Origin of the sequence: Azospirillum baldaniorum (assembly GCF_003119195.2) — a bacterium.
GTDB classification, from domain to species: Bacteria; Pseudomonadota; Alphaproteobacteria; order Azospirillales; family Azospirillaceae; genus Azospirillum; species Azospirillum baldaniorum.
The window spans coordinates 1,479,608-1,505,113 of record NZ_CP022254.1 but is presented as its reverse complement, the minus strand read 5'-3'; the positions used below and the strand labels follow the sequence as shown (position 1 = coordinate 1,505,113).

Sequence of the window (25,506 nt, the reverse complement as noted above, 5' to 3'; positions counted from 1 at the left end):
CCGGCAACAGAGGACACCGACCCCGCGATGACCCGCCTGACCATCGACGAGGCGCAGCAGCGCATCCGCCTTTTCCTGACCGGCGACATGGTGGAGGCGCTGCGCGCCGTGGATTACGAATCCCCGCCGCTGGCCGACCAGCCGTCCGGCCTGACGCTGGAGGCGGCAAGGCGGGCCGCGGTGCGCTTCAGCCATGTCGAGGGGGCGTCCGACTGCCTGTACCGCGTCGACGCCTTCGATGAATCGCTGGTGATGCGGCTGCAACTGAACGTCCGTCGCTTCGTGGCGATCTATCAGGTGCCGGTCGCCGATCCGGTGGCCAGCGCCACCATCTCCCCGCATTTCGAACGCTGGGCCATCGGCGCCGGCCACGCCGGCTGGACCATCGGCTGGCGCGACGGCGCCGACCCCTGGCAGCCCGACCGGCGCGTGGTCGAGACCTACTGCTACGCCATGCTGCCCGAGGACTTCCTCGACAACCCGCTGGAGCAGCTCTACTGGCGGACGGATCTCGTGCAGATGACCCGCGCCTTCATGCTGGAGGCCCACCGCATGGGCATCCGCTTGGCTGCACCGCAGGGGATGTGAAGATTCCCGAGATACCCTCTCCCGCCCCGGGAGAGGGAGGGACCCGCCGCGCGAGCGGCGGGAGGGTGAGGGTACCGCCGAGAATTCGCGCATCAATCCTCGCACGACCCTCACCCGGCCCTCCGGGCCACCCTCTCCCGGGACGGGAGAGGGGTTCATGCCTCACGCCAGATCGAACAGCAGCACCTCGGCGCTGACCACGCCGTCCAGCGTCAGGGATTCCTCCTTGCTGATCGCGGCGCCGTCGCCTTCCTTCAGGACCTCGCCGTTCAGCCGGACCTGACCGCGGGCGACCTGCACCCAAGCGTGGCGGCCCGGACGCAGCTCGTGGGTCACGCTGTCGCCCTCGTCCAGAAGCGTGGCGTAGAGGTCCACGTCCTGATGGATGACCACGCTGCCGTCGCGCCCGTCCTGGGAACCGACGAGGCGCAGGCGGCCCTGCTTCTCCTCCCGCTCGAAGGCCTTCTGCTCATAGCCGGGGACCATGCCCTCCTCGTTGGGCAGGATCCAGATCTGCAGGAAGTGCACCGGGTCCTTCTTGGACGCGTTGTACTCGCTGTGCCGGATGCCCGACCCGGCACTCATCCGCTGCACGTCGCCGGGGCGGATGACCGAGCTGGTGCCCAGCGTGTCCTTGTGCTCCAGCGCGCCGTCGAGAACATAGGACACGATCTCCATGTCGGCGTGCCCGTGGGTGGGGAAGCCGGCGCCGGGGATCACGCGGTCGTCGTTGATGACGCGCAGCGCGCGGAAGCCCATATGGGCCGGGTCGTAGTAGTGGCCGAACGAGAAGCTGTGCTTGCTGTTCAGCCAGCCCATGTTGACGGCGCCCCGTTCGTCGCGGTTGCGGATCGTGATCATCTCTGCTCCTCCTCGTCCTGTGCGAGGCCCTGTGGCCCCTCGTCTGGAGAGGAATGTGCTCCCGTTTCCGCAAAACAACAATTGCCGGAGTTGCGGCTTATCTGTTCCATGAGATGCAACAAACGGCTATGATGGCGGCTCCTCTCAACCAGCGTCGCCGACCACCATCATGCCCGCCATCATCCCTGATGTTTCGCCCCTCCTCCTCGCCATGGACCTGACCGGGATCTTCATCTTCGGGCTGACGGGAGGGACGCTGGCCGTGCGGCACCGTCTGGACATCTTCGGCGTGATGGTGCTGGCGCTGGTGACGGCGCTGGCCGGCGGCGTGCTGCGCGACCTGCTGATCGGGGCGATCCCGCCGGCCACCATGCAGGACGAGCGCTACCTGATCACGGCGCTGGCCTCCGGCCTGTTCGCCTTCTTCTTCCACCCCTTCATCAACCGGCTGGTCAAGCCGGTGATGGTGCTGGACGCAGCCGGCCTTGGCATCTTCGCGGTGGCCGGCTGCGGCAAGGCGCTGGCCTATGGGCTGGGCCCGCTGCCCGCAGTTCTGCTGGGCGTGCTGACCGCCTGCGGCGGCGGGCTGGTGCGCGACGTGCTGGTGGCCGAGGTGCCGCGGGTGCTGCGCGAGGAGATTTACGCGGTGGCCGCCCTGCTGGGTGCGGCGATCGTCATCGCCGGGGCCATGCTGGACCTGCCGAAGGCGCCGGTCGCCATCGCCGGGGCGGCGGCGGCCTTCCTGCTGCGGGTGGTCAGCGTCCTGCGCGGCTGGAGCGCGCCGCGCGCCCCCGGTTCCTGACATTTGCGGTGAACAACCAAAGGCTTGGGCTGTTGGAATGGGCATGAGCGACACCGTGACCGACAACCCGGCCATGAGCCGGTTCGAACTGGACGTGAACGGCCAGACGGTCTTCGCGACCTACCGCCGCCGCGGCACCATCCTGCACATCCCCTATGTGGAGGCGCCGCCGTCCCTGCGCGGAACCGGCGCCGCCGGGCGGCTGCTGGAGGGGGTGATGGCCATCGCCCGCGCCGAGGGGCTGACCATCGTCCCGATCTGCGGCTACGCCGCCAACTGGATGCACCGCCACCGCGAGCATCACGACCTGCTGGCGCGGTAGATCTCACGACGGTCCCGGCGGCCGTTGCCCATCGGTCGCCGCGAAGACCTCCTTGGCCGCGAACAGCCCGTTGAGAGCGGCCGGGAACCCCGCATAGACCGACATCTGGATGAGAACCTCGACGATCTCGTCGCGGGTCAGCCCGACGTTCAATCCGGCCTCGATGTGCACCTTGAGCTGGGGTGCCGCGTTCCCCATGGCGGCGAGCGCCGCGATGGTGGCGATCTCGCGGGAGCGCAGATCGAGTCCGGGCCGCGAGTAGATGTCGCCGAAGGGGAACTCGAACACATAGGTCGCGAAGTCCGGCGCGATGTCGGCAAGCGACGCCACCACCTTATGGCCGGCCGCGCCGTCGATCTCGGCGAGCGCCCGTTGCCCGCGCTCAAGCCGGCTTTCTTCGATCCTGGACAGGTGTGTCGTCATCGTCAGTCTTCCTCTGTTCCGTTTCGACGTAACCGTCGATCTTGGTATCGAGGACGAGAAGACAGGCGTTCAGTTCATCGACCTGGGCGCGCACACGCTCGCGGTGTTGCTCCAGCAACGCCCGCCGCTCCGCTTCGGTCCCGGCGCCCGCCTCACGAAGCGCCGCATAGCGGAGCATGTCGCGGATCGGCATGCCGGTCGTCTTCAGACGGCCGAGAAACTCGATCCAGGTCAGGATCGAGGCGTCGTAATCGCGGTGGCGGGACTGGTTCCGGTCGGCGTAGGGCAGCAGCCCGATCCGCTCATAGTAGCGGATGGTGTGGGCCGTCAGCCCCGAACGTTTCGCGAGGTCCCCGATCTTCATGCGCGTCTGCTTCTCATCACGATGCACAGGACGCTACGGGTTCGAGCGCGCTCTAAGTCAAGAGGGATTCGGTCACCGCGACCGCCAAGGCGTCACAGGCCGAGATAGGCCTGCTTGACCGCGGGATCGGCCAGCAACTCCTCGCCCGTGCCGGCCAGAACGACGCGCCCATTCTCCAACACATAGGCGCGTTGTGCCAACTTCAGCGAGGCGGCGACGTTCTGCTCCACCAGGATGATCGTCATGCCTTCGGCGGCGAGCGCGCGGATGGTGCGGAACAGCTCCTGCACCATGGTCGGGGAGAGGCCGAGCGACGGCTCGTCGAACATGATCAGGTCGGGCTTGCCCATCAGGCAGCGCCCGATCGCCAGCATCTGCTGCTCGCCGCCCGACAGCGTGCCGGCGGCCTGCTCCAGCCGCTCCTTCAGGCGGGGGAAGAGGGTCAGCACGCGCTCGAACGTGTCCTTCGCCCCGTCGCGGGCGCGCGGGATGACGGCGCCCATCTCCAGATTCTCGCGGATGCTGAGCGTCGGGAAGATCTGCCGCCCCTCCGCCACCTGCCCGATGCCGAGGTCGCAGACGACGTGGCTTGGCAGGCCGGCGATGTCCTTGCCGCGGAAGCGGATGGTGCCGCGGGCCGGCTTCAGGATGCCGGAGATGGTGCGGATCAGCGAGGTCTTGCCCGCCCCGTTGGCGCCGACGATGGCGGTCGTCGTGCCCTCCGCCACCGCGATGGACACGCCGTCGAGCGCCTGGGCGTCGCCGTAGAAGAGGTCGAGGTCGGATACGGTCAGCATGCGGGGTCTTGCGTCGTGGCGGCCTTGGGAGAAGGGCCGCCACCTTAGCGCAGGCGCCGCCGGAACCGAACGGCTTTTACTTCAGGAAAAACAGGACGCTCATCGCCAAGCCCACGGCGATGATGCCCGCGCGCAGGATGCGCGACGGGATCTTGCGCCCGACCCGCGCCCCGACATAGCCGCCGGCCACCGCAGCCACGGTCATCAGCGCGGCGTAGGACCACTCCACCGCCCCGCCGATCGCGTAGGCGGCGACCGCAATGGCGGTCAGCACGGCGGAGAACAGGTTCTTCAGCGCGTTCATGGCGTTCAGGTTGGTCATCCCGAACAGGCTCAGCTGCGCCAGCAGCAGGATGCCGAGGCCGCCGTTGAAATAGCCGCCATAGACCGACACCGCGAACAGCGTGGCGAGCATCGCCCCCGTCCCGTGCAGCCCCACCGCCCGCAGCCGGGCCGCCAGCATGCCGCCGAAGGCGAACAGCGCGGTGGCGACCAGCAGCAGCCAGGGCACGATGCTGCGGAACACCGAATCCGGAGTCACCAGCAGCAGCGCCGCCCCGATCAGCCCGCCGGTCAGGCTGACCACCGACAGCGTGACCAGCCCAACCCCGCCCACCGGCTCCAGGTCGTGGCGGTAGCCGTAGACGCCACTGGCGTAGCCGGGCAGCAGCGCCACCGTACCGGTGGCGTTCGCCGCCACGGGCGGAACCCCGGCGTAGATCAGCGCGGGAAGAGTGAGAAAGCTGCCGCCGCCGGCGACCGCGTTCATCGCCCCGGCCAGGAAGGCCGCGGCGAGCAGGAGCAGGGATGTCGTCACCATCGTTCGGGTCGTTGTCTTTTCTTGTTGTTTTTCGTCCCTCTCCCGCCTCGGGAGAGGGTGGCGCCGAAGGCGCCTCTCACGCTGGCTGAAAGCCAGCGCTGACGGCGACAGGCGGATGCCTCTGGCATCCGCTGAGAGCCGGGTGAGGGTCGCGCGAGGATCGATGCCTTATTCTTGGCCGCACCCTCACCCTCCCGCCGCTGCGCGGCGGGTCCCTCCCTCTCGCGGGACGGGAGAGGGTTTGGAACGTTACCCCCGCCCCCGCAGCTCGCGCCGGATGATCTTGCCCGTGGTCGTCATCGGCAGGCTGTCCACGAACTCAACCGCGCGGGGATACTCGTGGGCGGCCAGCCGCGTCTTCACATGGGCCTGGATCTCCGCCGCCAGTGCGTCGCTGGGGCGAACGCCGTCCTGGAGGACGATGAAGGCCTTCACGATCTCGGTGCGCAGAGGGTTCGGCACGCCGACCACGGCGGCCATGCGGACGGCGGGGTGGCCGATCAGGCAATCCTCGATCTCGCCGGGGCCGATGCGGTAGCCGGCCGACGTGATCACGTCGTCGTCCCGCCCGACGAAGCGGATGTAGCCGTCGGTGTCCAACTCGCCCTGGTCGCCGGTGACCAGCCAGTCGCCGACAAACTTCGCGGCGGTGGCCTCCGGGTTGTTCCAGTATTGCAGGAACATCACCGGGTCCGGGCGGTGCACGGCGATCAGGCCGATCTCACCGGGAGGAAGGCGGTTGCCCTGCCCGTCGATCACCGCCACGTCGTGGCCGGGCGCCGGGCGGCCCATGACGCCGGGCTTGGGCGGCATGACCGTGGCGCAGGAGGACACGATCATGTTGCACTCGGTCTGGCCGTAGAACTCGTTGATGGTCAGCCCGAAGGTCTGGCGGCCCCAATCGAGAAGCTCGGCCCCCAGCGTCTCGCCGCCGCTGGCGACGGAGCGCATGCTGTAATTCCAGCGCGTCTGCGGGTCCTTCACCGCGCGCATCATCTTCAGCGCGGTCGGCGGCAGGAAGGCGTTGCGCACCTGGAAATCGGCGATCAGGCGGAAGGCCTCCTCCGCGTCGAACTTCTCGAAGCGGTGGGAGACCACGGTCACGCCATGGTGCCAGGCGGGCATCAGCACGTCGAGCAAACCGCCGATCCACGCCCAGTCCGCCGGGGTCCAGATGCGGTCGCCCGGCTGCGGGAACAGGTCGTGGGAAATCTCCACCCCCGGCAGGTGGCCGAGCAGCACCCGGTGCGCGTGCAGCGCGCCCTTGGGCTGGCCGGTGGTGCCGGAGGTGTAGATGATCACCGCCGGGTCGTCCGCCGCCGTGTCCACCGGCGTGAAGTCCTCCGACGCCGCATCGACCAGCGCGTGCCAGTCCAGCTCGCCCTCTCCGGCCTCGTCGATGCGCAGGACGAGTTTCAGCTCGGGCAGGCGGTCGCGGATCTGGGCGATCTTGGCCGCACCCACGGCGTCGGTCACCACCGCCCGCGCCCCGCAATTGCCGAGCCGGTACTCCAGCGCTTCAACGCCGAACAGCGAGAAGAGGGGAACGGCGACGCCGCCCATCTTGTAGACGGCGACGTGGCTGACCGCGGTCTCCGGCGCCTGGGGCAGCAGGATGCCCACCCGGTCGCCGCGCGCCACCCCATGGGCGGCCAGCGCGTTGGCGAGGCGGTTCGACAGGCGGCGGATGTCGGCGAAGCTGTGGGTCTCCACCGCGCCGTCCCGGCGCTTGTGGATCAGGGCGGTGCGGTCCGGATCGCGCTCCGCCCACTTGTCGCAGACGTCCACGCCGATGTTGTAACGCTCCGGCACCGACCAGACGAAACGGTCGCGCAGGCCCTCGTAGCTGTCCGCTTCCGGCAGCATGCTTTCCTCCCGACAGGTTCTTGCCGGCCGCTTGGACGCGGCCATTTGGCTTCATCATAGGGGCAACGGCGGTGTTCCGTCACGCGGACGGAATAGTTTGCGGGGCTGCCATGTTTACGGGGGCAGGTTCCGTTCCGTGGGGTTCGAGATGAAGGCCAAGGGGATCGTTGCGGTCGTGTTGTCCGTCGGCCTGCTGGCCGGCTGCGCCAGCCCCTATGGCTATGGGTATGGTGGTGGGTATGGTGGTGGCGGGTACGGGGCCAACTATGGCGGCGGCTATGCCCCCGCTTATGGCAACAAGGCGACGGCGGGCACGCTGCTGGGCGGCGTGGTCGGCGGCCTCGCCGGGTCGCGCTTCGGCGGCGGCACGGGCAAGCTGGTGGCGGTCGGCGTCGGCACGCTGCTCGGCGCCGCGCTCGGCAACGCCGCCGGCCAGTCGATGGACCGCGCCGACCTGATGTACGCGCAGCAGGCCGCGGGGCAGGCCTACATGGCGCCGACCGGCGCGACCGTGCAGTGGAACAACCCGCAGACCGGCAACTGGGGCACCTACACCCCGACCCGCGACGGCACCGGTCCCTATGGCGAGCCGTGCCGGGAGTTCCAGACCAGCATCGTGGTCGGCGGGCAGCTTCAGCAGGGCTACGGCACCGCCTGCCGCCAGTCGGACGGAAGCTGGCGCATGGTAAGCTGACGCGCGCTCTTCAGCCATGCGGTGAAATGCTCTACACAAGCCAGCATGGCGACGATCAAGGACGTGCTGGCCGCGGCGCTGGCCCATCATCAGGCCGGACGGCTGGCGCAGGCCGCCGCCGGCTATCAGGCCGTCCTCGACACGCTGCCCGACCATCCCGACGCGCTGCATCTGCTGGGCGTCGTCTATCTCCAGGCCGGACACCCGGCGGAGGCCGAGCCGCGCATCCGCGCCGCCATCCGCGCCGACGCGACCGTCGCCGACTATCACGACAATCTGGGCAGCGCGCTGCGCGCCCTGGACCGCGACGCGGAGGCGGCCGACGCCCACCGCGCGGCGATCCGCCTGCGCCCGGCCTTCGCGCAGGCCCATTACAACCTCGGCAACGCGCTGGACCGTCTGGGCCGGCTGGAGGAGGCGGTGGACGCCTACCGGCAGGCCGCCGCGTTGCGCCCCGGCTACGCGCGGGCGCGCTTCAACCTCGGCAACACGCTGACGGCGCTCGGCCGGCTGGGCGAGGCGGACGAGGCCTTCCGCGCCGCGCTGGCCGACGATCCCGGATTCGGGGAGGCGCACGCCAACCGCGCCTCGCTGATGTTGCAACGCGGCCGGGCGGCGGAGGCTCAGCGCGCCTTGCGCCGCGCGCTGGCGCTGCGCCCCGACCACGCCACGGCGCTCGCCAACCTGTCGGCCGCCTTGCTGGCCCTCGACGCCCCCGCCGACGCCGAACAGGCGGCACGCCGCGCCGAATCCGCGCGCCCCGACTTCGCGGAGGCGGCGCTGCGCCGGGGCGATGCGCTGCAAAAGCGCAACCGGCTGGCCGAGGCCGCCCGCGCCTACGCCCGGGGCACCGCCCTGTGTCCCGATCTGGCGGAGGCGTACGCGAACCTCGCGCTGGTGCGCCAGACGCAGGGTGACCTGGACAGGGCGGAGGCCGGCTACCGCCGCGCGCTGGCGCTGCGGCCCGATCTTGCGGAGGTGCGCTCCAACCTCGCCTATCTGGAGCTGTTCCGACCCGGCGTGACGCTGGCCCGCGTGCTGGAGGCGCACCGCGGCTGGGACGCCGTGCACGGCGCGCCGTTGCGACCCGAATGGACACCGCGCGCCCCGGCGATCCGGGACGACTCCCACCCGTTGCGCGTCGGCATTCTGTCCGGCGACTTCCGCCGCCACCCGGCGGGGCAGTTCGCGGTGCGGGCGGTCGAGGCGCTGCCGGATTTCGGCGTCGAACTGACCCTCTACGCCAACCAGTTGGAAGCGGACGACCTCACCGACCGCTTCCGCGCCGCGGCGGCGCGCTGGGTGCCGGTCGCCGACCGGACCGACGCTGAACTTGCAACACTGATCCGCGAAGACCGGCTGGACGCGCTGATCGACCTCGCCGGGCACAACGCCCGCGGACGGCTGGGCGTCTTCGCGCGCAAGCCGGCTCCGGTCCAGGTGGCGTGGTCCGGCTACATGGCGACCACCGGGCTCGCCGCCATGGACGCGCTGGTCGCCGACGCCCACCATGTGCCGGAGGGGGCGGAGCGCTTCTACAGCGAGCGCATCCTGCGCATGCCCGGCGCCTTCATCGCCTATGACCCGCCGCCGGACGCGCCGGAGCCCGGTCCACCGCCCTGCCTGACCGGCCAGCCCGTCACCTTCGGCGTCTTCAACATCCTGACCAAGCTGACCGACGAGGTCCTCGCCACCTGGGCCGCCCTGCTCGCCCGCGTGCCCGAGTCGCGCCTGCTGCTGAAGACCAAGGCGCTGTCCTGCCCGGAAACCGCCGCCCGTTGGCGCGAACGGCTGGCCGCGGCGGGCATTGCGCCGGAGCGGCTGATCCTGGCCGGGGCGACTCCCAGCCGCGAGCATATGGGCTGGTGCGCCCGCGTCGACGTGGCGCTGGACCCCTTCCCCTTCGCCGGCAGCACGACGACGCTGGAGACGCTGTGGATGGGCGTGCCGGTCGTCACCCTGCCCGGCGAGACCTTCTCCAGCCGCCATTCCCTGGCTTTCCTGAAGGTGGCGGGGGTGGAGGGCTGCGTCGCCCGCGACCCGGCGGACTATGTGGATCGCGCCGCCGGCTGGGCCGCCGACCCGGCGCGGTTGGCGGAACTGCGCCGAACCCTGCGCCCGCGCATGGCGGCCGGGCCGCTCTGCGACGGGCGGCGCCTTGCTGAAGCGCTGGCGACAGCCCTGCGTGGTTTAGCGAGGGGCGATTAGCCTTTCCGGATAGGACACCGCAAAATCCGAAATTAAGGGTTGTTTGGACACTAATTTTTCGTCACACGTTGTATATCAGATTCATCAAGGGTCGTGACGCCCAGGGGGTCCTGGATGCTGAACCTTTCGGCTGTCCGCACAGCCATCGAGGACGTGGAGCAAGCCATCGCCACGATGCTGGCGCCGGAGACGCTGGCCGCCAAGACGGTCGCCACCAACCGGCGGGCGCTGGCGCGCCTCTACACCGCCTATGCCCAGGGGCTCCTCAAGCGGCACGGCATCGCCGTGGATCTGGACGACATCTGCGGGCAATGCTGCCGCGACTGCCCGGATGGACGCTGCGCCCGGCTCCCCTCCTGAGTCACTTCTCCCCGATGAAGCGGACCCAGGGGAAATCCAGAACGTCGAACCAGCGCACCCCCGGCCCCTCCCCCCGCCGCTCCAGCGCGTCGAGCACCGCGAAGGGTGCGGCCTGATCCAGCATCCAGAATCCGCGCCCCTCCTGCAGAAAGGCCCCGATGTAGGCCGCGGTCGAGGCGAGGAAGGCACGCCCCCGCGGAGTCGGTTGGAACGCCGCGAAGCAGACGGTGATTTCCCGCGTCGGGCCGCGCCAACGGGCGTCGCGCAGCAGCCCGACGTCGGCTCCGTCCAGCAGCGCCGCCAGCGCATCGAGTCCGCCGGCCAGCGTGCAGTCGGCGTCGAGATGCAGCAGGGGCCGCCCCCAGAGCGTCATCAACTGGTGCCAGCGCAGGAAACGGACGCAGGCGTAGTAGGTGGTCCGCCGATGATCGTCCCAGCCCGTGAAGTCCACCCGTTCCCGGCTGCAGCTTAGACGCAAGCGCTCCCGCTGCCGGGCGAGGTCGGCCAGGGTTTCCGGTGAAGGGTTCACGACATGGACATGGACCGCCACACCGCCGCCCACCGCTTCCACCGAATCGAGCAGGCCGGTGGCGAAGCGCCGGTAGTAGCCGTCGTCGCAGGAGACCGCCAGCAACGGCCCGCTCCCCGCGGTCGGATCGGCCAGCAGTTCCAGCGGGGGGAAGGCGCCGAGCAGGGCGTCGGCGTCGGGCAATCCATCCAGCGCCCGCCACCCCGCCCGCACCATCGACCACAGGCGCAGCTCGAAATCCGCCGCCACCTCCGCCGCGGTGAAATTCCGGGCGACGCGCCGCATGAAGCGGCTGGCGAGGTCCGTCCGCCCCCGCCGGTAGAAGCGGTAGGCGACCACCGCCGCCGCCCGCGTGTCGCGCGGGTTGCCGCGCAGGACCGTCAGGGCGGTGCGGGCGGCGCGGTCCAACAGCCATTCCGGCGCCTGCCCGGCCTGGACGAGCGAAAGCGCCGTCCCGAGCAGCGCGTCCGCCGCCGCCCCATGCCGCGGGTCGGCGGCGAGCGCGCGGACCAGGGCACGCCCCGCGCGCTCCACCAAATCCGGGTCGAGGCGCCGGGCGTGCGACAGCGGGCGGTCCAGCCCGGCGTCGGCAAGCGCGCTCACCGCGGCGTTGTGGAGGGCGTCGGGATGGGCCGGCGCCAGGGCCACCGCCTGCCGGCGCAGCCGCGCCGCGTCCTCCGCCCGGCCCAGCGCCGCCAGGGCGTTGGCGCCGTTGATGCGCGCCTCCACGAAGTCGGGCCGCCGGACCAGCGCCTGGGCGAAGGCCGCCGCGGCACCCGCCGCATCCCCGCGCTCCAGCCGCAGCGCGCCCAGCGTGAAAGCGATCTGGGCATCCGCGGGGTCGAGCGCCGCCGTGCGGGCGAAGGCGCGCTCCGCCGCGTCGGGCTGCCCCGCCGCGCGCAGGGTCCGCGCCAGATTGCCGAGGAAATCCGCGTCGCCGGGCAGCAGTGCCACGGCACGGCGCAGCAACGGCAGGGCCGCGCCCGGCCGGCCGCTCTGGCTTTCCAGGACGCCCAGCAGGTGAAGCGCGTCGGGGTGGCCCGCCTGGCTGCGCAGGATGCTATGATAGAGGGGCCGGGCCGCGTCCAGCCGGCCCGCCTGATGGTGGCCGACCGCGGCGGCCAGGGCATCCCGAAGTGTCACCATGCCGCCTGTCTACACGCGCCGCCGGGCCGGAGTCCATGCGGCGCAGCGGTCGGGGGCGCCGCTTTGCTTTGCGAAGGAGAGACCATGGCCGACCGGCCACTCGTCAGCATCATCACGCCAAGCTGGGGACGGGAAGCCTTCCTGCCGCTGTGCCACGCGCGCGTCCTGTCGCAGACCGTTCCCGACATCGAGTGGCTGGTGTTCGACGACAGCCCTCGCCCCTCCGCCTATCTCCAGCCGCTCGCCGGGCCACGGCTGAAGTATTTCTACGCGCCGCGCCGCTACGCCATCGGGGAGAAGCGCAACATCCTGGCCGAGCACGCGCGCGGCGAGATCATCGTCCATTTCGACGACGACGACTTCTACGCGCCCACCTATGTGGAGCGGCTGCTCGGCTGGCTGGAGGCGGGGCGCGATGCGGTGACGCTGTCCGGCTGGTTCCTGCACAGCGCGGTGCACGGGACCTTCGGCTATTGGGACACGGCGCGCGGCGGCTCGCATCACCGCTGGGGGCGGACGACCCGGTCCTATGTGGAGGCGCCGGAGACACCGCCGTCCGACGACAATGTGCTGGGCTACGGCTTTTCCTACGCCTACCGGCGGTCGGTGTGGGAGGCGGTGCGCTTCCCGCCGGTCAACGCCTGCGAGGACGCGCCCTTCATGAAGGCGGCGCGGGAGCGCTTCCGCGTCGCCGCCTTTCCGGACGCCGAGGGGCTGTGCCTGCACACCCTGCACGCCCGCAGCACCAGCCTGTGCCTGCCGCAGTACGAATTGCCGCCCCTGCTGCTGGAGCGCCTGTTCGGACCGGACATCGCGGCGTACACGGGGGGCGGGGTGGGTCAGACCTGAACGTCGAGATACATGCCGCGGCGGTAATTGCGCGGCAGCGTCAGGATGCCGTTGACCAGAAGGCTGGCCAGTTCGCGGACGCTGGGAATGCGCTGGCGCCCACCGCCGACCTGCTCCGCCCGGTTGCGGACGCCGACCGTGCCGGGCGACGCGACGCGCCCACCCCCGACCTCGGAGCGGATCGGTTCGTTGGAGCGGTCACCGGTGCGTCGCGTTTCAACCATGGCCGAAATGGTACCGCAAAGGCCGCCTCACCGGCAAGGCGGAGCCGGCGCGGTCCATCCGTTGTCGCGCGGAAGCGCCGATATTCCCTCTCCCCTCCGGGGAGAGGGTTGGGGTGAGGGGGTTGCGCTTTTGCCGAACGTCGCGACACGCGCATCCCCCTCACCGGCTCTCAGCGGATGCCAGAGGCATCCGCCTGCCGCCGTCAGCGCTGGCCTCTGGCCAGCGCGAGAGGCCCTACGGGCCACCCTCTCCCCAGAGGGGAGAGGGTTATTAAGAGCCGGATAAAATCTTCCCGATTCTCAACCGTCCCATCGCTTGACAAACTGTTATATCAGCGGTAACCGATACGCCTCTAAACCTTATGGTTTGGATGGGTATAGGTGGTTCGGGGCGTCGGAGGGAAGTCCATAACAATAAGCGCCCCGACCCGCCTTTCCTCTTCCGGCACAGCCGCTTACCGCAACCACGCGGTCAGCGCCGTCAGCGCGCTCAGCACCAGCACGTAGAGCGCCAGATCGAACAGCGGCGGGTGCCAGACCCAGCCGTAGAATCCCACCGCCCTCAGGCCACGGCGCAGCAGGCCCGAGACGAACCAGGCCGCGATTGCCAGGATCAGCAGCGGCGGGATGAACAGCCCATAGATGTCGATTTCGCCGATCATGCGGTCACCGGTTCGCGGAGCGATTCGCTGGAGGGGTCAGGGGCGGCGAAGGTCAGGTGCGGGAACAGCGCGCGGCGCAGCCCGGCCAGCGCGATCACCGCGCGGTCGCGCTCCGCCGACCGCGGCTCGGCCGACAGGTTGGACAAGGCAGCGTCCATCATCGGCAGGACCTCCGACGGGGGCGTGCCGAGGCGGCGGCTGGACAGGCCGCGGAAATGCTGCCCCACCGCGCCCAGCAGCCGCGCCACATGAGGCGCCGCCGGGCCGCCCAGCGCGCGGCGCGCGCGCTGCAGTTCCGCCACGTTCAGACCGACGCGCAGGTCGTTCACCGCGTCCGCCGCCGCCAGATCCTGCTGCGGACCGGCCAGCGCCAGACGGGAGGACAGCAGCCCCACCCGGTCGAGCATCCGGTTCTCGAAGCTGCCCACCGGAATGCCGGAGCGGGCGGCGGTCATCGCCGCGATCTCGCTCCAGCCAGCGCGGAGCAGGCGCCGGACGCTCCACGCCGCGCCGACCGAGCGGCAGAGCTGGGTGACCAGCAGCGCCGTGGCGATGCCCACCACCTGCGCCACGTTGCTGTTCAGGAACGAGGCGAAATCCCCTGTCCCGAGGTCGAGCAGGCTGAGCGAGCCGACCACCCCCATCAGCAGCGCCATCGCCTTGCCCATGGTCGCTGGCCGCGCCACGAAGACGCCCAGCAGCAGGAAGGTCGGGGCAAGGCCCAGCACCAGCATGGGGAAGCTGTCGAAGGACGGCAGCACGACCAGGAGGTAGAAGGCGGCCAGCGGCACCGACAGCAGGGTGAAGACCAGGAACAGGCGGATGCCCGGTGCGGGGTCGTCCAGCGAAGCGAAGAAGCAGCAGAAGACCGCCGTCATCATCGCCGCCGCCGATCCCGACGACCAGCCGGTGGCGATCCAGAAGGCGCAGACCACCGCAATCCCGAGCAGCGCCGCGAAGCCCGACCATAGCGCCATGCCGGCGTCGAGATGGAAGACGTCGCGCGAGCGGCGGCGGGTCAGCGGGTCGAGGCGCTCCGGCAGGCTGCTTTTGCCGTCGCGGATGTGCGCCCGCAGGTCGCGGCAGTCCTGGTGGATGTCCACCAGCGAGCGCAGCCGGGTCAGCAGATTGAGAAGCGTCGCCTCCTTCCAGCCGGTGTCCGCGCCGATGGCCGGGGACAGCCGGGCGATCTCGGCGCGCAGGCGCTCGGCGCCGCCCTCCTCATCATCACCACCCACCCAGCGGTCGAGATCGGCCAGCAGGGCGGAGACCTCGGCGGGCAGTTGGCCGCGCAGGGCGTCCAGCCGGTCCTCGATGCCCGCGGTCAGCGGCAGCAGATAGGCCATGCGGTCCTGCATCGCCCGCACCGCCCGCGTCATCCAGCGCACGTCGGACGTGTCGTAGGGAAGATGGGTCGCCATGACGCGCAGTTCGGTGATGTCGCGGGCCAGCTTCTGGCGCTCCTGCGCGTTGGCCGCGCCCTCCGGCGCCGTCTCGCGCGACAGGGCCTCGCGGGTCCAGCGCTCCGCGTCGCGCAGCGTGGCGTCCAGCCGGCCGAGCAGAGCCGGTCCGACGCTCTGCGGGAAGACCACGCTGTGCACCACGGTGGCGCAGAGGATGCCGATCAGGATCTCCTCGACGCGGGCCAGACCGGTGTCGAAGATGGTCGACGGGTCGGTCACCGCGGGAAAGCCGATCAGGCCGATGGTGTAGCCGGCCAGCATGAACAGATAGCTGCGCGGCGTGCGGTCGAGCAGCGAGATGAACAGGCAGACCGCCACCCACAGCCCCAGCGCCAGGGTCAGCAGCTCCGGCGAATCGGCCAAAGCCGGCACCAGCGCGATGGCCCCGGCGCAGCCCAGCGCCGTTCCGACGACGCGGAAGACCGCCTTCGACCGCACCGCGCCCGACAGCGGGCCGGAGACGATGTAGGCGGTCGCCATCGCCCAGAAGGGCCGCGGCAGCCCCATGGAGAAGGCGATGTAGAGCGCCGCCATGGCCGCCGCGAAGGCCTTGACCGAAAACAGCGCCTCGTTCAGCGAGACCAGTTTCAGGGAGGGCGTCTTCATTGCTTGGCCACCCGCTCGGCGGGCGCCCCCTGCTCCGCCCCCCGCACCACCTCGACGGTCACGGTGCGCCCGGCGACGAGGTCGCGGGGGTCGGGAATCTGCTCCAGCGCGACGCGCACGGGGATGCGCTGGGCCAGACGGACCCAGTTGAAGGTCGGGTTGACATTGGGCAGAAGGCCGGTCCCTTCGGTGCGGTCGCGGTCGACGATGGCATGGGTCACGCTGTCCACCCGGCCGGTCAGCCGCTCCGGCTCGCCCATGATGGTGACGCGGACCGGGTCGCCGACGCGGATGCGCGGCAGCTTGGTCTCTTCGAAATAGCCGACGACGTAGAAGGAATGGCGGTCGATCACCGCGACCACCGGCTGGCCCGCCGTCACGTAGTTGCCGGCCTTGAGCTGGAGGTTGGTGACGAAGCCGTCCACCGTCGCCCGCACCTCCGTCCGCTCCAGGTTGAAGCGGGCGAGGTCGAGCGCCGCCTCCATCTGGCGGGCTGCGGCGGCGGCCTTGGCCTGGGCGGAGGCGACCTCCTGCCGTTGGGCGGTGGAGACGACGTTGTTGCCGAGCTGCGCGTAGCGGTCGGCCTCGGCCTTGCGGAAGGACAGCTCGGCGCGCGCGCTTTCCAGATTGGCCTCGGCCTGGTCGACGGCGAGGCGGTAGCGGCTGGGGTCGACGACGAACAGGACGTCGCCCTTGCGGATCGCCTGGTTGTCGATGACCCGCACCTCGGTCACCAGACCGGCGACGTCGGAGGACACCTGCACCACGTCGGCCCGCACCCGCCCGTCGCGGGTCCAGGGCTGGTTCATGTAGTAGTCCCACAGCCACCAGCCGCCGCCGACGGCGCCCAGCGTGACGACCAGCGTGACCGTGATCCGAATGAGGAGGGAGAAGAGTTTCACCGTGGTTCGTCCTTGCGCTCCACCGGCGCGGCCGGGAGCGATCGTTCCGTGTCCCGCCGCTGCGGGACGCGCTGCTGTGTAGAACCGCCGTCAGCCCTTCATGGCTCGGGCGTTCGACTCAATCGCCGCCATGACGCGCACCGCGCCGGCGATCTCCGGGCCGGAGGCGCCCTGGAGCAGGCGGCGGCGCACATCGTTCAGCGCGGCGTTCACGCGGGCCAGCAGGTCGCGGCCCTGGTCCGTCAGGTGCAGCGTCTTGGCCCGCCGGTCGTCCGGGGCCTCCCGGCGCTCGACCAGCTTCGCGGCCTCCAGGCTGTCGAGCAGCCGGACCAGCGACGGCCCCTCCACCCCCATCTCCTCGGCCAGCTCGCGCTGGCGCATCCCGTCGCCGAGTTCGTTCAGAAGCATCAGCGGCGAGATGACGGAGGAGGAAAAGCCGCTCTCCGCCAGCACCTTGTTCGCCTCCCGCCGCCACAGATGGGCGGCGCGGAACAGGTGGATGCCGAAGTTGGACGGAAAGTCCGGGGCGGCGGTGGGAGCGGGGATGGACGGGTTATTCGATTGCATGCCTATTTAATAGCTTTGCTATCTATTTTCGGCAAGACGCCCCACCCCGCCGCTCGGTCATTGCAGGCATGCGCGCATCCGCGGCGTCATGTGATCGAGGAAGGCGCGGACCCGGTGCGGCACCCGCTCCCGCCCGGTGTAGACGGCGTGGATCTCCTCGCGGTCCACCAGAACGTCGTCGAGGACGCTGACCAGCCGCCCGGCGGCGAGGTCGTTGCGGATGTGGTATTCGGCCAGCCGGGCCAGACCGAGGCCGAGCAGGGCCATGTGGCGCACCGTCTCGCCGTTGTTGGCGACGATGCGCGTGTCGATCTCGCGGTCGACCAGCCGCCCGCCGGACTTCAACGGCCAGACCGCGGCGGCGCGGCGGAAGTTGAAACCCAGGCAGTCGTGGCGCTCCAGGTCGGCGGCGCTCTCCGGCCGGCCCATGCGCTCCAGATAGTCCGGCGAGGCCACGATGCGCCGCCGCACGTCGCCCAGCCGCACCGCCAGCAGCGCCGAATCGGACAGCCGCCCGGCGCGGAAGGCCACGTCGGTCCGCGCCGCGTAGAGGTCCACCACCTCGTCGGTCAAGGTCAGGTCCAGCCGGATATCGGGATAGGCCCGCGTGAAGTCGGGCAGCAGCGGCAGCAGGCAATGCCGCCCGAAGGGCACCGACACGCTGATGCGGATCAGGCCGGTGGGCGAGCGGGCGCCGCCCGCCACCTCCGCCTCCATGGCGTCGAGGTCGCCCAGCAGACTCTCGGCCCGCTCGCGGTACAGCTCGCCCTCCGCGGTCAGGCGCAGCCGGCGGGTGGAGCGTTCGACCAGCCGCACACCGAGCCGCTCCTCCAGCCGGGTCACCAGCTTGGCGGTGGAGGACGGGGTCATGCCGACCTCGCGCCCGGCGGCGCTGAAGCTGCCCAGCGCGGCGACGCGCAGGAAGACCCTCATGTCCCAGGCGCGGCTGTCGCTCATCAAAGGTGCCCTTCCGTCAATCTTGTCATTGAATGACACGATCATGCGAAAACGGACGGCATTCCGCATCCCGGATTTTTGGCTCATCTGATGCGTCCTGCACAGCTCGCATGGATGGAGCCTTCAGTCATGCCACTCGCACTGCTGGCGCTGGCGATCAGCGCCTACGCCATCGGGACGACGGAATTCGTCATCGTCGGCCTGCTGCCGACCGTCGCCACCGACCTCAACGTCAGCCTGCCGATGGCCGGCATGGTGGTCAGCGTCTACGCCCTGGGCGTCACCGTCGGCGCCCCGGTCCTGACCGCGCTGACCGGCCGGCTGCGCCGCAAGCCGCTGCTGCTCGGCCTGATGGGCCTCTTCATCGCCGGCAACCTGCTGGCCGGGGTCAGCCCCAACTACGAGACGCTGCTGGCCGCCCGCGTGCTCAGCGCCTTCGCGCACGGCGTCTTCTTCTCGGTCGGCGCGACCATCGCCGCCGACCTCGTACCGGAGGACAAGCGGGCCTCGGCCATCGCCATGATGTTCTCCGGCCTGACCATCGCGATCGTCACCGGCGTGCCGATGGGCACCTGGATCGGCCAGCATTTCGGCTGGCGCGCCACCTTCCTGGCGGTCTCCGCTCTGGGCGTGATCGGCGCGCTGGGCGTCGCGGCTCTGGTCCCGGCGAAGCTCAGCCAGCCGCCCGCCGCCGGTCTCGGCACCCAGGTCCGCGTGCTGGCCAAGCCGCGCCTGCTGCTGGCCTTCGCCATCACGGCGCTGGGCTATGGCGGGACCTTCGTCGCCTTCACCTATCTGGCGCCGATCCTGGAGACGATCACCGGCTTCTCCAGCGGCACGGTCAGCCTCGTCCTGGTGCTCTACGGGGCGGCCATCGCGGTCGGCAACATGGTCGGCGGCAAGCTCGCCAACCGCAACCCGGTCCGCGCGCTGGCGTGGCTGTTCGCCCTTCAGGCGGCCGTGCTGATCGTCTTCACCTTCACCGCCTCCAGCCCGGTCCCGGCGCTGGTCACCCTGGCCGGCATGGGCGCGCTGGCCTTCGCCAACGTGCCGGGGCTTCAGCTCTACGTCGTGCAGCTGGCGCAGCGCCACGCGCCGGGCGCGGTGGACGTCGCTTCGGCCCTGAACATCGCCGCCTTCAACCTGGGCATCGCCGCCGGCGCCTTCTTCGGCGGGCGGGTGGTGGACAGCGCGCTCGGCCTCGCGGCAACACCGTGGGTGGGTGGGCTGTTCGTGCTGGGTGGGCTGGCGCTGACCCTGCTCAGCGGCGCGCTCGACCGCAAGGACGGGCGCCGCAACGCCGCCATCGCCCAGCCTGCGTGATACCCGGCCGGCCTGATACACTGAGAAAAACTCGGCATTCGAGAGGATCGAGACCAATGCACACCGTGACCGCCAACGGCGCCTCCATCCCCGCCCTCGGCTTCGGCACCTTCCGCATGAGCGGCCCCGACGTGCTGCGCATGGTGCCGGAGGCCTTGAAGCTCGGCTTCCGCCACATCGACACCGCCCAGATCTACGGCAACGAGAGCGAGGTCGGCGAGGCCATCAAGGCGTCGAATCTGCCGCGTGGCGAGGTCTTCCTGACCACCAAGGTCTGGGTGAGCAACTACAAGGCCGACGATTTCCGCCGCTCGGTGGACGAGAGCCTGGCGAAGCTGCGGACCGATTACGTCGACCTGCTGCTGCTCCACTGGCCGAACGAGGCCGTTCCGCTCGCCGAGCAGATCGAGTCCCTGAACGCCGTCCGGGCCGCCGGCAAGACCCGCCACATCGGCGTCAGCAACTTCAACCGGACGCTGCTGGACGAGTCCGTGCGCCTCAGCAAAGCGCCGATCGTGACCAACCAGATCGAATACCACCCCTATCTCGACCAGTCGGTGATGCTGGAGGCGGCGCGCCGCCACGGCCAGTCGATCACCGCCTATTACGCCATGGCCGACGGCAAGGTCTTCAAGGACCCGGTGCTGACCGACATCGCCGCCCGCCTGGGCAAGAGCGCCGCCCAGGTGGTCCTGCGCTGGCTGGTGCAGCAGGAGGGGGTGATCGCCCTGTCGAAGACGGTCGGCGAGAAGCGCGCCGCCGAGAACCTCGCCATCTTCGACTTCGAGCTGTCGGAGGCGGACATGGCGGCCATCCATGGCCTCGCCCGCCCCGACGGGCGGATCGTCAGCCCGGACGGTCTGGCGCCCGCCTGGGATTGATGTGGCCGAACAAGAAGCCCTCTCCCGTCCCGGGAGAGGGTGCCCGCGTAGCGGGCGGGTGAGGGTCGTACGAGGATCAATGCGCTGATCCTTGGCGATACCCTCACCCTTCCCACGCCTTCGGCGCGGGCCCCTTCCCTCTCCCGGGACGGGAGAGGGCGTCTAATGCGGCATCAGGGGCCAGAACAGCGCGATCGCCGTCGTGCCCAGCACGATGACGATCAGCGACAGCGGCAGGCCGAGGCGTGCGTAGTCGCTGAAGCGGTAGCCGCCCGGCCCCATGACCAGCGTGTTGCACTGATGCCCGATGGGGGTGAGGAAATCGCAGCCCGCCCCCACGGCCACCGCCATCAGGAAGGCGTCGGGCTGCAGGCCCAGATGGTTGGCGAGGCTGGCCGCGATGGGGGCCATCACCAGCACGGTGGCCGCGTTGTTCAGGAAGGGTGTCACCGCCATCGCCGCCACCAGCATCAGGGCCAGCGCCCCGACGGGCGGCAGCCCCTGCGCGGCGATGGACAGCCAGCCGGCGATCAGCTCCGTCCCGCCGGTGGTGCGCAACGCCTCGCTGACCGGGATCAGGGCGCCCAGCAACACCAGGATCGGCAACTCGATCGACTCGTAGGCCTCCTTCAGCGTGATGACCCGCAGCGCCGTCATGGCGACCGCCGCGCCGAAGAAGGCCAGCGTCACCGGGACGAGGCTGGTCGCCACCAGCCCGATGGTCACCGCCATCACGGCCAGCGCGATCCGCCGCTTGCGCCGCCGCCCGATGGACAGGTTGCGCTCCGCCAGCGGCAGGCAGCCGAGTTCGTTCAGCGTGTCCGACAGCCCCGCCGCCCGCGCCTGGAGCACGACCAGATCGCCCGGCTGGAAGCGGACCCGGCGCAGCCTCTGGCGGATCGGCCGCCCGCGCCGGCTGAGCGCCAGCAGGTTGGCGCCGTAGCGCTCGCGCAGCTCCACATCCTCCACGCTGCTGCCGATCAGGGGGGAGCGCGGCTCCACCACCGCTTCGAGGACCGCCAGATCCTCGTCGCTCTGCACCCCCTCCAGCTCCTTCTCGTGCATCAGCTCCAGGCCGGCGTGCTTCACGAGGTCGCCCAGCGCCTGGGTGTCGGCCTCCAGCACCAGCACGTCGCCCGCCAGCAGCACCCAATGGCCGGACGGGATGTAGCGGCGATGCCGCTCACGGATGATCGCCGCGACCGTCACGTCGCCCTCGCCGTAGGCCTCCAGGTCGGCGACCGTCTTGCCGACGAAGGGCGACTTCTCCGGCAGCAGCGCCTCCGCCGTGTAGTCGTCGATGGAGAAGCCCCCGGCGTTGCCCGAGGCCGCCTGCCGGCCGGTGGGCAGAAGGCGGTAGCCGACCGTCAGGAAGGCCACCCCCGCCACCGCGACGGTCAGGCCGACCGGCGTGAAGTCGAACATGGTGAAGGGTTCGCCGACCATCTCGTTGCGCAGACGGCTGACGATGATGTTGGGGGAGGTGCCGACCAGCGTCATCAGCCCGCCCAGCAGCGAGCCGAAGGCCATCGGCATCAGCAGCGACGACACCTTCGTCCCGTTGCGCCGCGCCACCTGCATGGCGATGGGCATGAAGATGGCGAGCGCCCCGATGTTCTTGACCACCGCCGACAGCAGCGTCACCGCCCCGGTCAGCACGATGATCTGCGCCGGCACGGTCTTCATGCGGGCGCTGAGGGGGCGCATCACCTCCTCGACGATGCCGGAGCGGCCGACCGCCGCGCTGACCACCAGCGCCGAGCCGACGATGATGACGATGTCGTCGGAAAAGCCGCTGAAGGCGTCCTTTGGCTTGACGATCCCGACGGCCACCGCCGCCAGCAGCGCCAGCATGGCGACGAGATCGTAGCGCAGCTTGTCCCAGATCAGCAGCGCGATCACCGCGCCGATGATGCCGAAGGCTAGTCCCTGGTCGAGCGTCATGCAGCCCTTTTTTTGGGAATTGTTGGTGCGTCGTTACTGCGATTTGCCGGACGGGGAGCCCGAGGGAGCCGCGTCGCGCCCCTTGCCGGTGCCGCTGGAACCGGTGCTGGAGTTCGACGGGGACCGGGCGTTCCGGACGAGTTCGCCGCAGTGTGGCTGCTCGTTACTGCCTGGGTCAAGAAAAGGCAGGACGCTGGCGAGCGGCGTCAGCAGGACGCCGAGCGCCACCGCCGCGGCGCCGCGCGCCGCCGACTCCGTCGCGTTCACCCCGATGTCCGGCGACCCCAGCGTGCCGCGGACATGGACCGGGACATGGGTGGCGAAGATCTGGGGGCTCTTGGCGCGCCCCAGCACGGTCATGTCCATCGCCTCGCTGCGCAGGTTGATCGTACCGTCCGCCGTCACCAGCGTTTCCGGCGTGTCGAGCACCAGCGCGCGGCTCTCCACCAGCCCGTCCTTCACCGTCACGTCGGCGACCAGGCAGTTGAAGGGCAAGGGCTTGTCGCCGGACAGGACGACGCCCAGCGTCTCCAGGATGTTGGTCTTCAGCCCCTTGACCGCGTAGCTGGTGATCCGGCCGCCGTCCACCGCGACGCCCAGCTTGCCGTCGGAGGACCCCAGGATGTTGGCGACCGTGGTGCCCTGCCCCTTCAGCTGGATGCGCCCGCTGGCCGTGCCGCCCATCTCCTGCGCGAAGGCCGTCTCGCGGAACAGCCGGGCCAGCTTGATCTGCCGGACGTCCAGATTCACGTCCAGCGCCGGGGTCTTGCGCCCGCCGTCCAGCACCGCCGTGCCGGCCACCCGCCCGCCGCCGACGCCGAGCGACAGCGGGTCGAGCACCAGCCGCCCGTTCTCCAGCTTGGCCCGCGCGTCGAGGGCGTCCAGCGTTGAGAAGGGCGCCTCCACATGCTCGCCACGGAACTTCACGTCCATGTCGGCGGTGCGCAGCTTCTCCAGCGGAACCTCGGTGGCCGGGATGATCCGCTCCCGTCCCTTGGTCGGGTAGTCGCCACGGCCTTCCGGCGAGGCGCCGATGAAGCCCGCCAGATCGATCGCCGCCAGCTTGCGCGACGTGAGGTCACCGGTGATCCGCGGGCGCTCGCCGCCCAGATCGACCGCCACCTGTCCGGACAGGTCGCTCTCGCCGACCTTGCCGTTCATCCCCTCGAACCGCCAGACGTCGCCCTCGCGCCCGAGATGGCCGGAGATGGCATAGGGCCGCGTCGTAGGCACGGGAATGCCCAGGATCGGGAAGACGTCGGCCAGATCGTCGCCGCGCAGTTCCACCGACAGGTCGACGCCCTCAAGCAGCACCGGCTCGGCGATGGAGCCCTCGATCTTGCCGCGGGTCTTGCCGATGGCCGTCTCGACCCGCAGGGGATAGGGTTTGGGATCGTCGCGCAGATACTCCAGCGAGCCGCCGGCCGCCGTCAGGGTGAAGGGCTTGCCGGCGAAGTCGCCCTTGCCCTCCAGCCGGACCTCCTGGTCGCCGTTGCCGCCGACCGCGGTGTTGACGCCGCTGTCGATGTCGATCTTGCGGATGGGGTCGCGGAAGCGCAGGCGCCCCTCCTCGACCACCAGCGTTTCGATGATCGGCAGATCGGTGCGGTCTTCCGGCTTCACCGTCTCCTTCGCCGCCTCCTTGCGCGGGTCCGGCCCGCCGAAATTCCAGTTGGCGGCGCCCTCCCGGTTCTTCTCCAGAAGCAGCTTGGGACCCGACAGGCGGATCTCCGGAAACTCGAAGTCGCCGCGCAGCAGCGGCCAGGGGCGAAGCTGAAGGTCCAGCACCCGCAGTTCCGCCATCGTCTTGTCGTCGCTCCAGTCCGCGTTGGCGACCCGGAGCCCTTCGACGTGGATGCGCAGCGGGTCGCCCAGCCGCACGTTGAGATCACCGTCGATGGCGACCTCGCGGTTCAGGGCCTTGGACGCCTGCCGGGCGATGAAGCCGCGGGCGTCGTTCCAGTCGAAGACGGCCAAAGCGATGCCGACTCCCGCCGCCACGGTCACCACCAGCCCCAACAGGCCGTAGCCGATCCATTTCACCACGGCCATCCGCCGCGCCCCCCCTGCCTGCCTGCACCGCACCCTCTGGCTGAATAACGGGCAAAGGACCGGCGGTGTGGCGCCTTACCTCCAAAGGGCTGAGGAAAGGACGATCTTGTGAGGATTTAACGAAAAATTGAGCGAATCATGCTACGGGTGGTACCGCGCGGCTTTCCACTTCCCTCCCGACCCGAGAACCATGCGTTCACTTACGAATTTTGCTCCCTCCACCTTCGAGGAGCGCGGCGCCGCCGTGGCCTTCACCACGCCGGTGCTGGCGCAGACGCGGGTGCGCAAGGACGACCGGGACAAGCTGGAGGTTCTGATCCCCAACCTGTCGGACGGGCACGGGGTCTATGTGGTGCCGTGGAAGGGTCTGCCGGTCGCCTTCCCGATGACCGTTCACGACCGCATGTTGCAGGACCTGATCCGCAAGGCGGACGGCTGCTCGCCGGACGACATCCGCAAGGCGGTGCTCCAGGCGGCGCGCTGCGGCCTCGCCGGCCCGCTGGCCGTTGACGCGGCGGAGGCGGCACTCCGCGACGAGGACGAGCAGCGGCTGCTTATCAACTATCAGTTGATCGTCGAGGTGTTGAAGGCGGTCGGGTTGGAATCGACCGACATCCTGCGCGCCGGTCTCGGCTCCGAGAAGGGCGAGCAGCTGACCCGCAGCTACATGACCAAGGCGGCGCAGAGCCTCGCCCTGGAACCGACCGAACTCTACGCGCGGGTGGCCGAACTGGCGACCTTCATGGAGCCGGTGGGCGTCGCCACCTCGCCGAAGCCGGCGCGGCTGCGCCGTCTGGCGCGCGACCTGCTGCAGTTCCGCGACAGCATGACCGACTGGTCGACCGGCAACGTGTCGGAAGCCGCTCCCATCGGCACCTTCTGCGCGGAGGTGGCGGAGCACACGCTCAACCAGGTCCGCAACGTGGTGAACCAGCTCGACCAGTCGGTCGCCGCCTTCGAACTGCTGCTGCGCCAGTGGGACACCAAACGCACTCTGGTGCGCAGGTCGACCACCCGGCTGTCCTGGCTGCTCGACGGCTGGGACTTCATCATCACGAGCTGGGCGGAAGCCCAGACGCGGAGCAAGCACGAGCAGGACATGGCCGTGCACGAGCTGTTCCGCGTGCTGCCCCTGCTGCCCAGGGACGAGGAAAAGTCCGATCACGCGCTTCTGGCCGACGGGCTGCTGGCCGCGAACCGCCGCACGGTGCGGGCCTATGTGGATTGGCGCAGCGGCCAGCTCGACACCGACCTCGTGATGCGGATCGAGGCGATCAAGGGGAAGGCGGCCTGACC

At 70.2% G+C, this 25,506-nt stretch carries 25 protein-coding genes; 10 read left to right on the top strand and 15 right to left on the bottom strand.

The window, feature by feature from the left end:
* Positions 1–27 precede the first annotated feature (27 nt).
* Entirely contained in the window at positions 28–588 is a 561-nt protein-coding gene (locus tag Sp245p_RS21120) for a hypothetical protein (RefSeq protein ID WP_014198256.1), read from the top strand.
* Positions 589–750: 162 nt separating this feature from the next.
* On the opposite strand, the gene Sp245p_RS21115 is transcribed toward Sp245p_RS21120, so the two are convergent.
* Positions 751–1,449: a pirin family protein gene (locus tag Sp245p_RS21115; protein ID WP_014198255.1), complete on the bottom strand. Its 699-nt coding sequence runs from the start codon at positions 1,447–1,449 to the stop codon at positions 751–753.
* Positions 1,450–1,618: 169 nt separating this feature from the next.
* Between Sp245p_RS21115 and Sp245p_RS21110 the strand changes: the two genes are divergently transcribed.
* Positions 1,619–2,251, top strand: a complete 633-nt coding sequence (locus Sp245p_RS21110) for a trimeric intracellular cation channel family protein (RefSeq protein WP_035678407.1) — start codon at positions 1,619–1,621, stop codon at positions 2,249–2,251.
* Between the two features lie 43 nt (positions 2,252–2,294).
* Positions 2,295–2,573 (top strand): GNAT family N-acetyltransferase, encoded by a 279-nt coding sequence (locus Sp245p_RS21105; protein ID WP_035678432.1) that lies wholly within the window; start codon positions 2,295–2,297, stop codon positions 2,571–2,573.
* Between the two features lie 3 nt (positions 2,574–2,576).
* On the opposite strand, the gene Sp245p_RS21100 is transcribed toward Sp245p_RS21105, so the two are convergent.
* The 5 genes from Sp245p_RS21100 to Sp245p_RS21080 form a co-directional block, all read right to left on the bottom strand.
* Positions 2,577–2,996, bottom strand: coding sequence for a carboxymuconolactone decarboxylase family protein (locus tag Sp245p_RS21100; protein ID WP_014198252.1), 420 nt, complete (start codon positions 2,994–2,996; stop codon positions 2,577–2,579).
* Positions 2,956–3,360, bottom strand: coding sequence for a MerR family transcriptional regulator (locus Sp245p_RS21095; RefSeq protein WP_014198251.1), 405 nt, complete (start codon positions 3,358–3,360; stop codon positions 2,956–2,958). The genes Sp245p_RS21100 and Sp245p_RS21095 overlap by 41 nt, the downstream gene beginning before the upstream one ends.
* Before the next feature lie 92 nt (positions 3,361–3,452).
* The gene (locus Sp245p_RS21090) at positions 3,453–4,157 is read right to left on the bottom strand and encodes an ABC transporter ATP-binding protein (RefSeq protein ID WP_014198250.1); all 705 of its coding nucleotides are present in this window, start codon (positions 4,155–4,157) and stop codon (positions 3,453–3,455) included.
* 76 nt (positions 4,158–4,233) lie between these two features.
* Positions 4,234–4,977, bottom strand: a complete 744-nt coding sequence (locus Sp245p_RS21085; RefSeq protein WP_014198249.1) for a sulfite exporter TauE/SafE family protein — start codon at positions 4,975–4,977, stop codon at positions 4,234–4,236.
* A 249-nt stretch (positions 4,978–5,226) separates the two neighbouring features.
* Positions 5,227–6,843, bottom strand: a complete 1,617-nt coding sequence (locus Sp245p_RS21080) for an acyl-CoA synthetase (protein WP_014198248.1) — start codon at positions 6,841–6,843, stop codon at positions 5,227–5,229.
* 148 nt (positions 6,844–6,991) lie between these two features.
* Here Sp245p_RS21080 and Sp245p_RS21075 point away from each other — a divergent pair, with 148 nt between their 5' ends.
* The 3 genes from Sp245p_RS21075 (at position 6,992) to Sp245p_RS21065 (ending at position 10,105) form a co-directional block, all read left to right on the top strand.
* Positions 6,992–7,537 (top strand): RT0821/Lpp0805 family surface protein, encoded by a 546-nt coding sequence (locus tag Sp245p_RS21075; protein WP_041812883.1) that lies wholly within the window; start codon positions 6,992–6,994, stop codon positions 7,535–7,537.
* A 45-nt stretch (positions 7,538–7,582) separates the two neighbouring features.
* A complete protein-coding gene (locus Sp245p_RS21070) occupies positions 7,583–9,745 on the top strand; it encodes an O-linked N-acetylglucosamine transferase family protein (RefSeq protein WP_109138814.1) in 2,163 nt (720 codons plus the stop codon).
* Between the two features lie 114 nt (positions 9,746–9,859).
* Entirely contained in the window at positions 9,860–10,105 is a 246-nt protein-coding gene (locus tag Sp245p_RS21065; RefSeq protein WP_014198244.1) for a hypothetical protein, read from the top strand.
* A gap of 1 nt (position 10,106) precedes the next feature.
* Here the strand turns inward: Sp245p_RS21065 and Sp245p_RS21060 are convergent, their stop codons facing one another.
* A complete protein-coding gene (locus Sp245p_RS21060) occupies positions 10,107–11,780 on the bottom strand; it encodes a tetratricopeptide repeat protein (protein WP_109138813.1) in 1,674 nt (557 codons plus the stop codon).
* 84 nt (positions 11,781–11,864) lie between these two features.
* Here Sp245p_RS21060 and Sp245p_RS21055 point away from each other — a divergent pair, with 84 nt between their 5' ends.
* On the top strand, positions 11,865–12,629 hold the full coding sequence (locus Sp245p_RS21055) for a glycosyltransferase family 2 protein (protein ID WP_014198241.1): 765 nt from the start codon (positions 11,865–11,867) through the stop codon (positions 12,627–12,629).
* On the opposite strand, the gene Sp245p_RS21050 is transcribed toward Sp245p_RS21055, so the two are convergent.
* From Sp245p_RS21050 to Sp245p_RS21025, 6 genes are all read right to left on the bottom strand, one after another.
* On the bottom strand, positions 12,620–12,853 hold the full coding sequence (locus Sp245p_RS21050; RefSeq protein WP_014198240.1) for a hypothetical protein: 234 nt from the start codon (positions 12,851–12,853) through the stop codon (positions 12,620–12,622). The two genes, Sp245p_RS21055 and Sp245p_RS21050, sit on opposite strands and share 10 nt — an antisense overlap.
* A gap of 455 nt (positions 12,854–13,308) precedes the next feature.
* A complete protein-coding gene (locus tag Sp245p_RS21045; RefSeq protein ID WP_014198238.1) occupies positions 13,309–13,515 on the bottom strand; it encodes a DUF1656 domain-containing protein in 207 nt (68 codons plus the stop codon).
* Positions 13,512–15,584 carry an FUSC family protein gene (locus Sp245p_RS21040; RefSeq protein ID WP_014198237.1) on the bottom strand — a complete coding sequence of 691 codons (2,073 nt, stop codon included), beginning with the start codon at positions 15,582–15,584 and terminating at the stop codon, positions 13,512–13,514. Before Sp245p_RS21040 ends, Sp245p_RS21045 begins: the two co-directional genes overlap by 4 nt.
* Entirely contained in the window at positions 15,581–16,486 is a 906-nt protein-coding gene (locus Sp245p_RS21035) for an efflux RND transporter periplasmic adaptor subunit (RefSeq protein ID WP_014198236.1), read from the bottom strand. The genes Sp245p_RS21040 and Sp245p_RS21035 overlap by 4 nt, the downstream gene beginning before the upstream one ends.
* 90 nt (positions 16,487–16,576) lie before the next feature.
* Positions 16,577–17,053 carry a MarR family winged helix-turn-helix transcriptional regulator gene (locus tag Sp245p_RS21030; RefSeq protein WP_014198235.1) on the bottom strand — a complete coding sequence of 159 codons (477 nt, stop codon included), beginning with the start codon at positions 17,051–17,053 and terminating at the stop codon, positions 16,577–16,579.
* Positions 17,054–17,110: 57 nt separating this feature from the next.
* Complete coding sequence (locus Sp245p_RS21025) at positions 17,111–18,010, bottom strand: LysR family transcriptional regulator (protein ID WP_014198234.1); 900 nt, start codon at positions 18,008–18,010, stop codon at positions 17,111–17,113.
* A gap of 129 nt (positions 18,011–18,139) precedes the next feature.
* Between Sp245p_RS21025 and Sp245p_RS21020 the strand changes: the two genes are divergently transcribed.
* Together Sp245p_RS21020 and Sp245p_RS21015 are read left to right on the top strand one after the other, a co-directional pair.
* Positions 18,140–19,333 carry an MFS transporter gene (locus tag Sp245p_RS21020; protein WP_109138812.1) on the top strand — a complete coding sequence of 398 codons (1,194 nt, stop codon included), beginning with the start codon at positions 18,140–18,142 and terminating at the stop codon, positions 19,331–19,333.
* A 56-nt stretch (positions 19,334–19,389) separates the two neighbouring features.
* Positions 19,390–20,214 carry an aldo/keto reductase gene (locus Sp245p_RS21015; protein WP_014198233.1) on the top strand — a complete coding sequence of 275 codons (825 nt, stop codon included), beginning with the start codon at positions 19,390–19,392 and terminating at the stop codon, positions 20,212–20,214.
* A gap of 162 nt (positions 20,215–20,376) precedes the next feature.
* On the opposite strand, the gene Sp245p_RS21010 is transcribed toward Sp245p_RS21015, so the two are convergent.
* Positions 20,377–22,158, bottom strand: a complete 1,782-nt coding sequence (locus Sp245p_RS21010; protein WP_014198232.1) for an SLC13 family permease — start codon at positions 22,156–22,158, stop codon at positions 20,377–20,379.
* A gap of 33 nt (positions 22,159–22,191) precedes the next feature.
* Positions 22,192–24,210: an AsmA family protein gene (locus tag Sp245p_RS21005; RefSeq protein WP_014198231.1), complete on the bottom strand. Its 2,019-nt coding sequence runs from the start codon at positions 24,208–24,210 to the stop codon at positions 22,192–22,194.
* A 190-nt stretch (positions 24,211–24,400) separates the two neighbouring features.
* Between Sp245p_RS21005 and Sp245p_RS21000 the strand changes: the two genes are divergently transcribed.
* Entirely contained in the window at positions 24,401–25,504 is a 1,104-nt protein-coding gene (locus tag Sp245p_RS21000; protein ID WP_041812409.1) for a hypothetical protein, read from the top strand.
* The last annotated feature ends 2 nt before the right edge of the window (positions 25,505–25,506 follow it).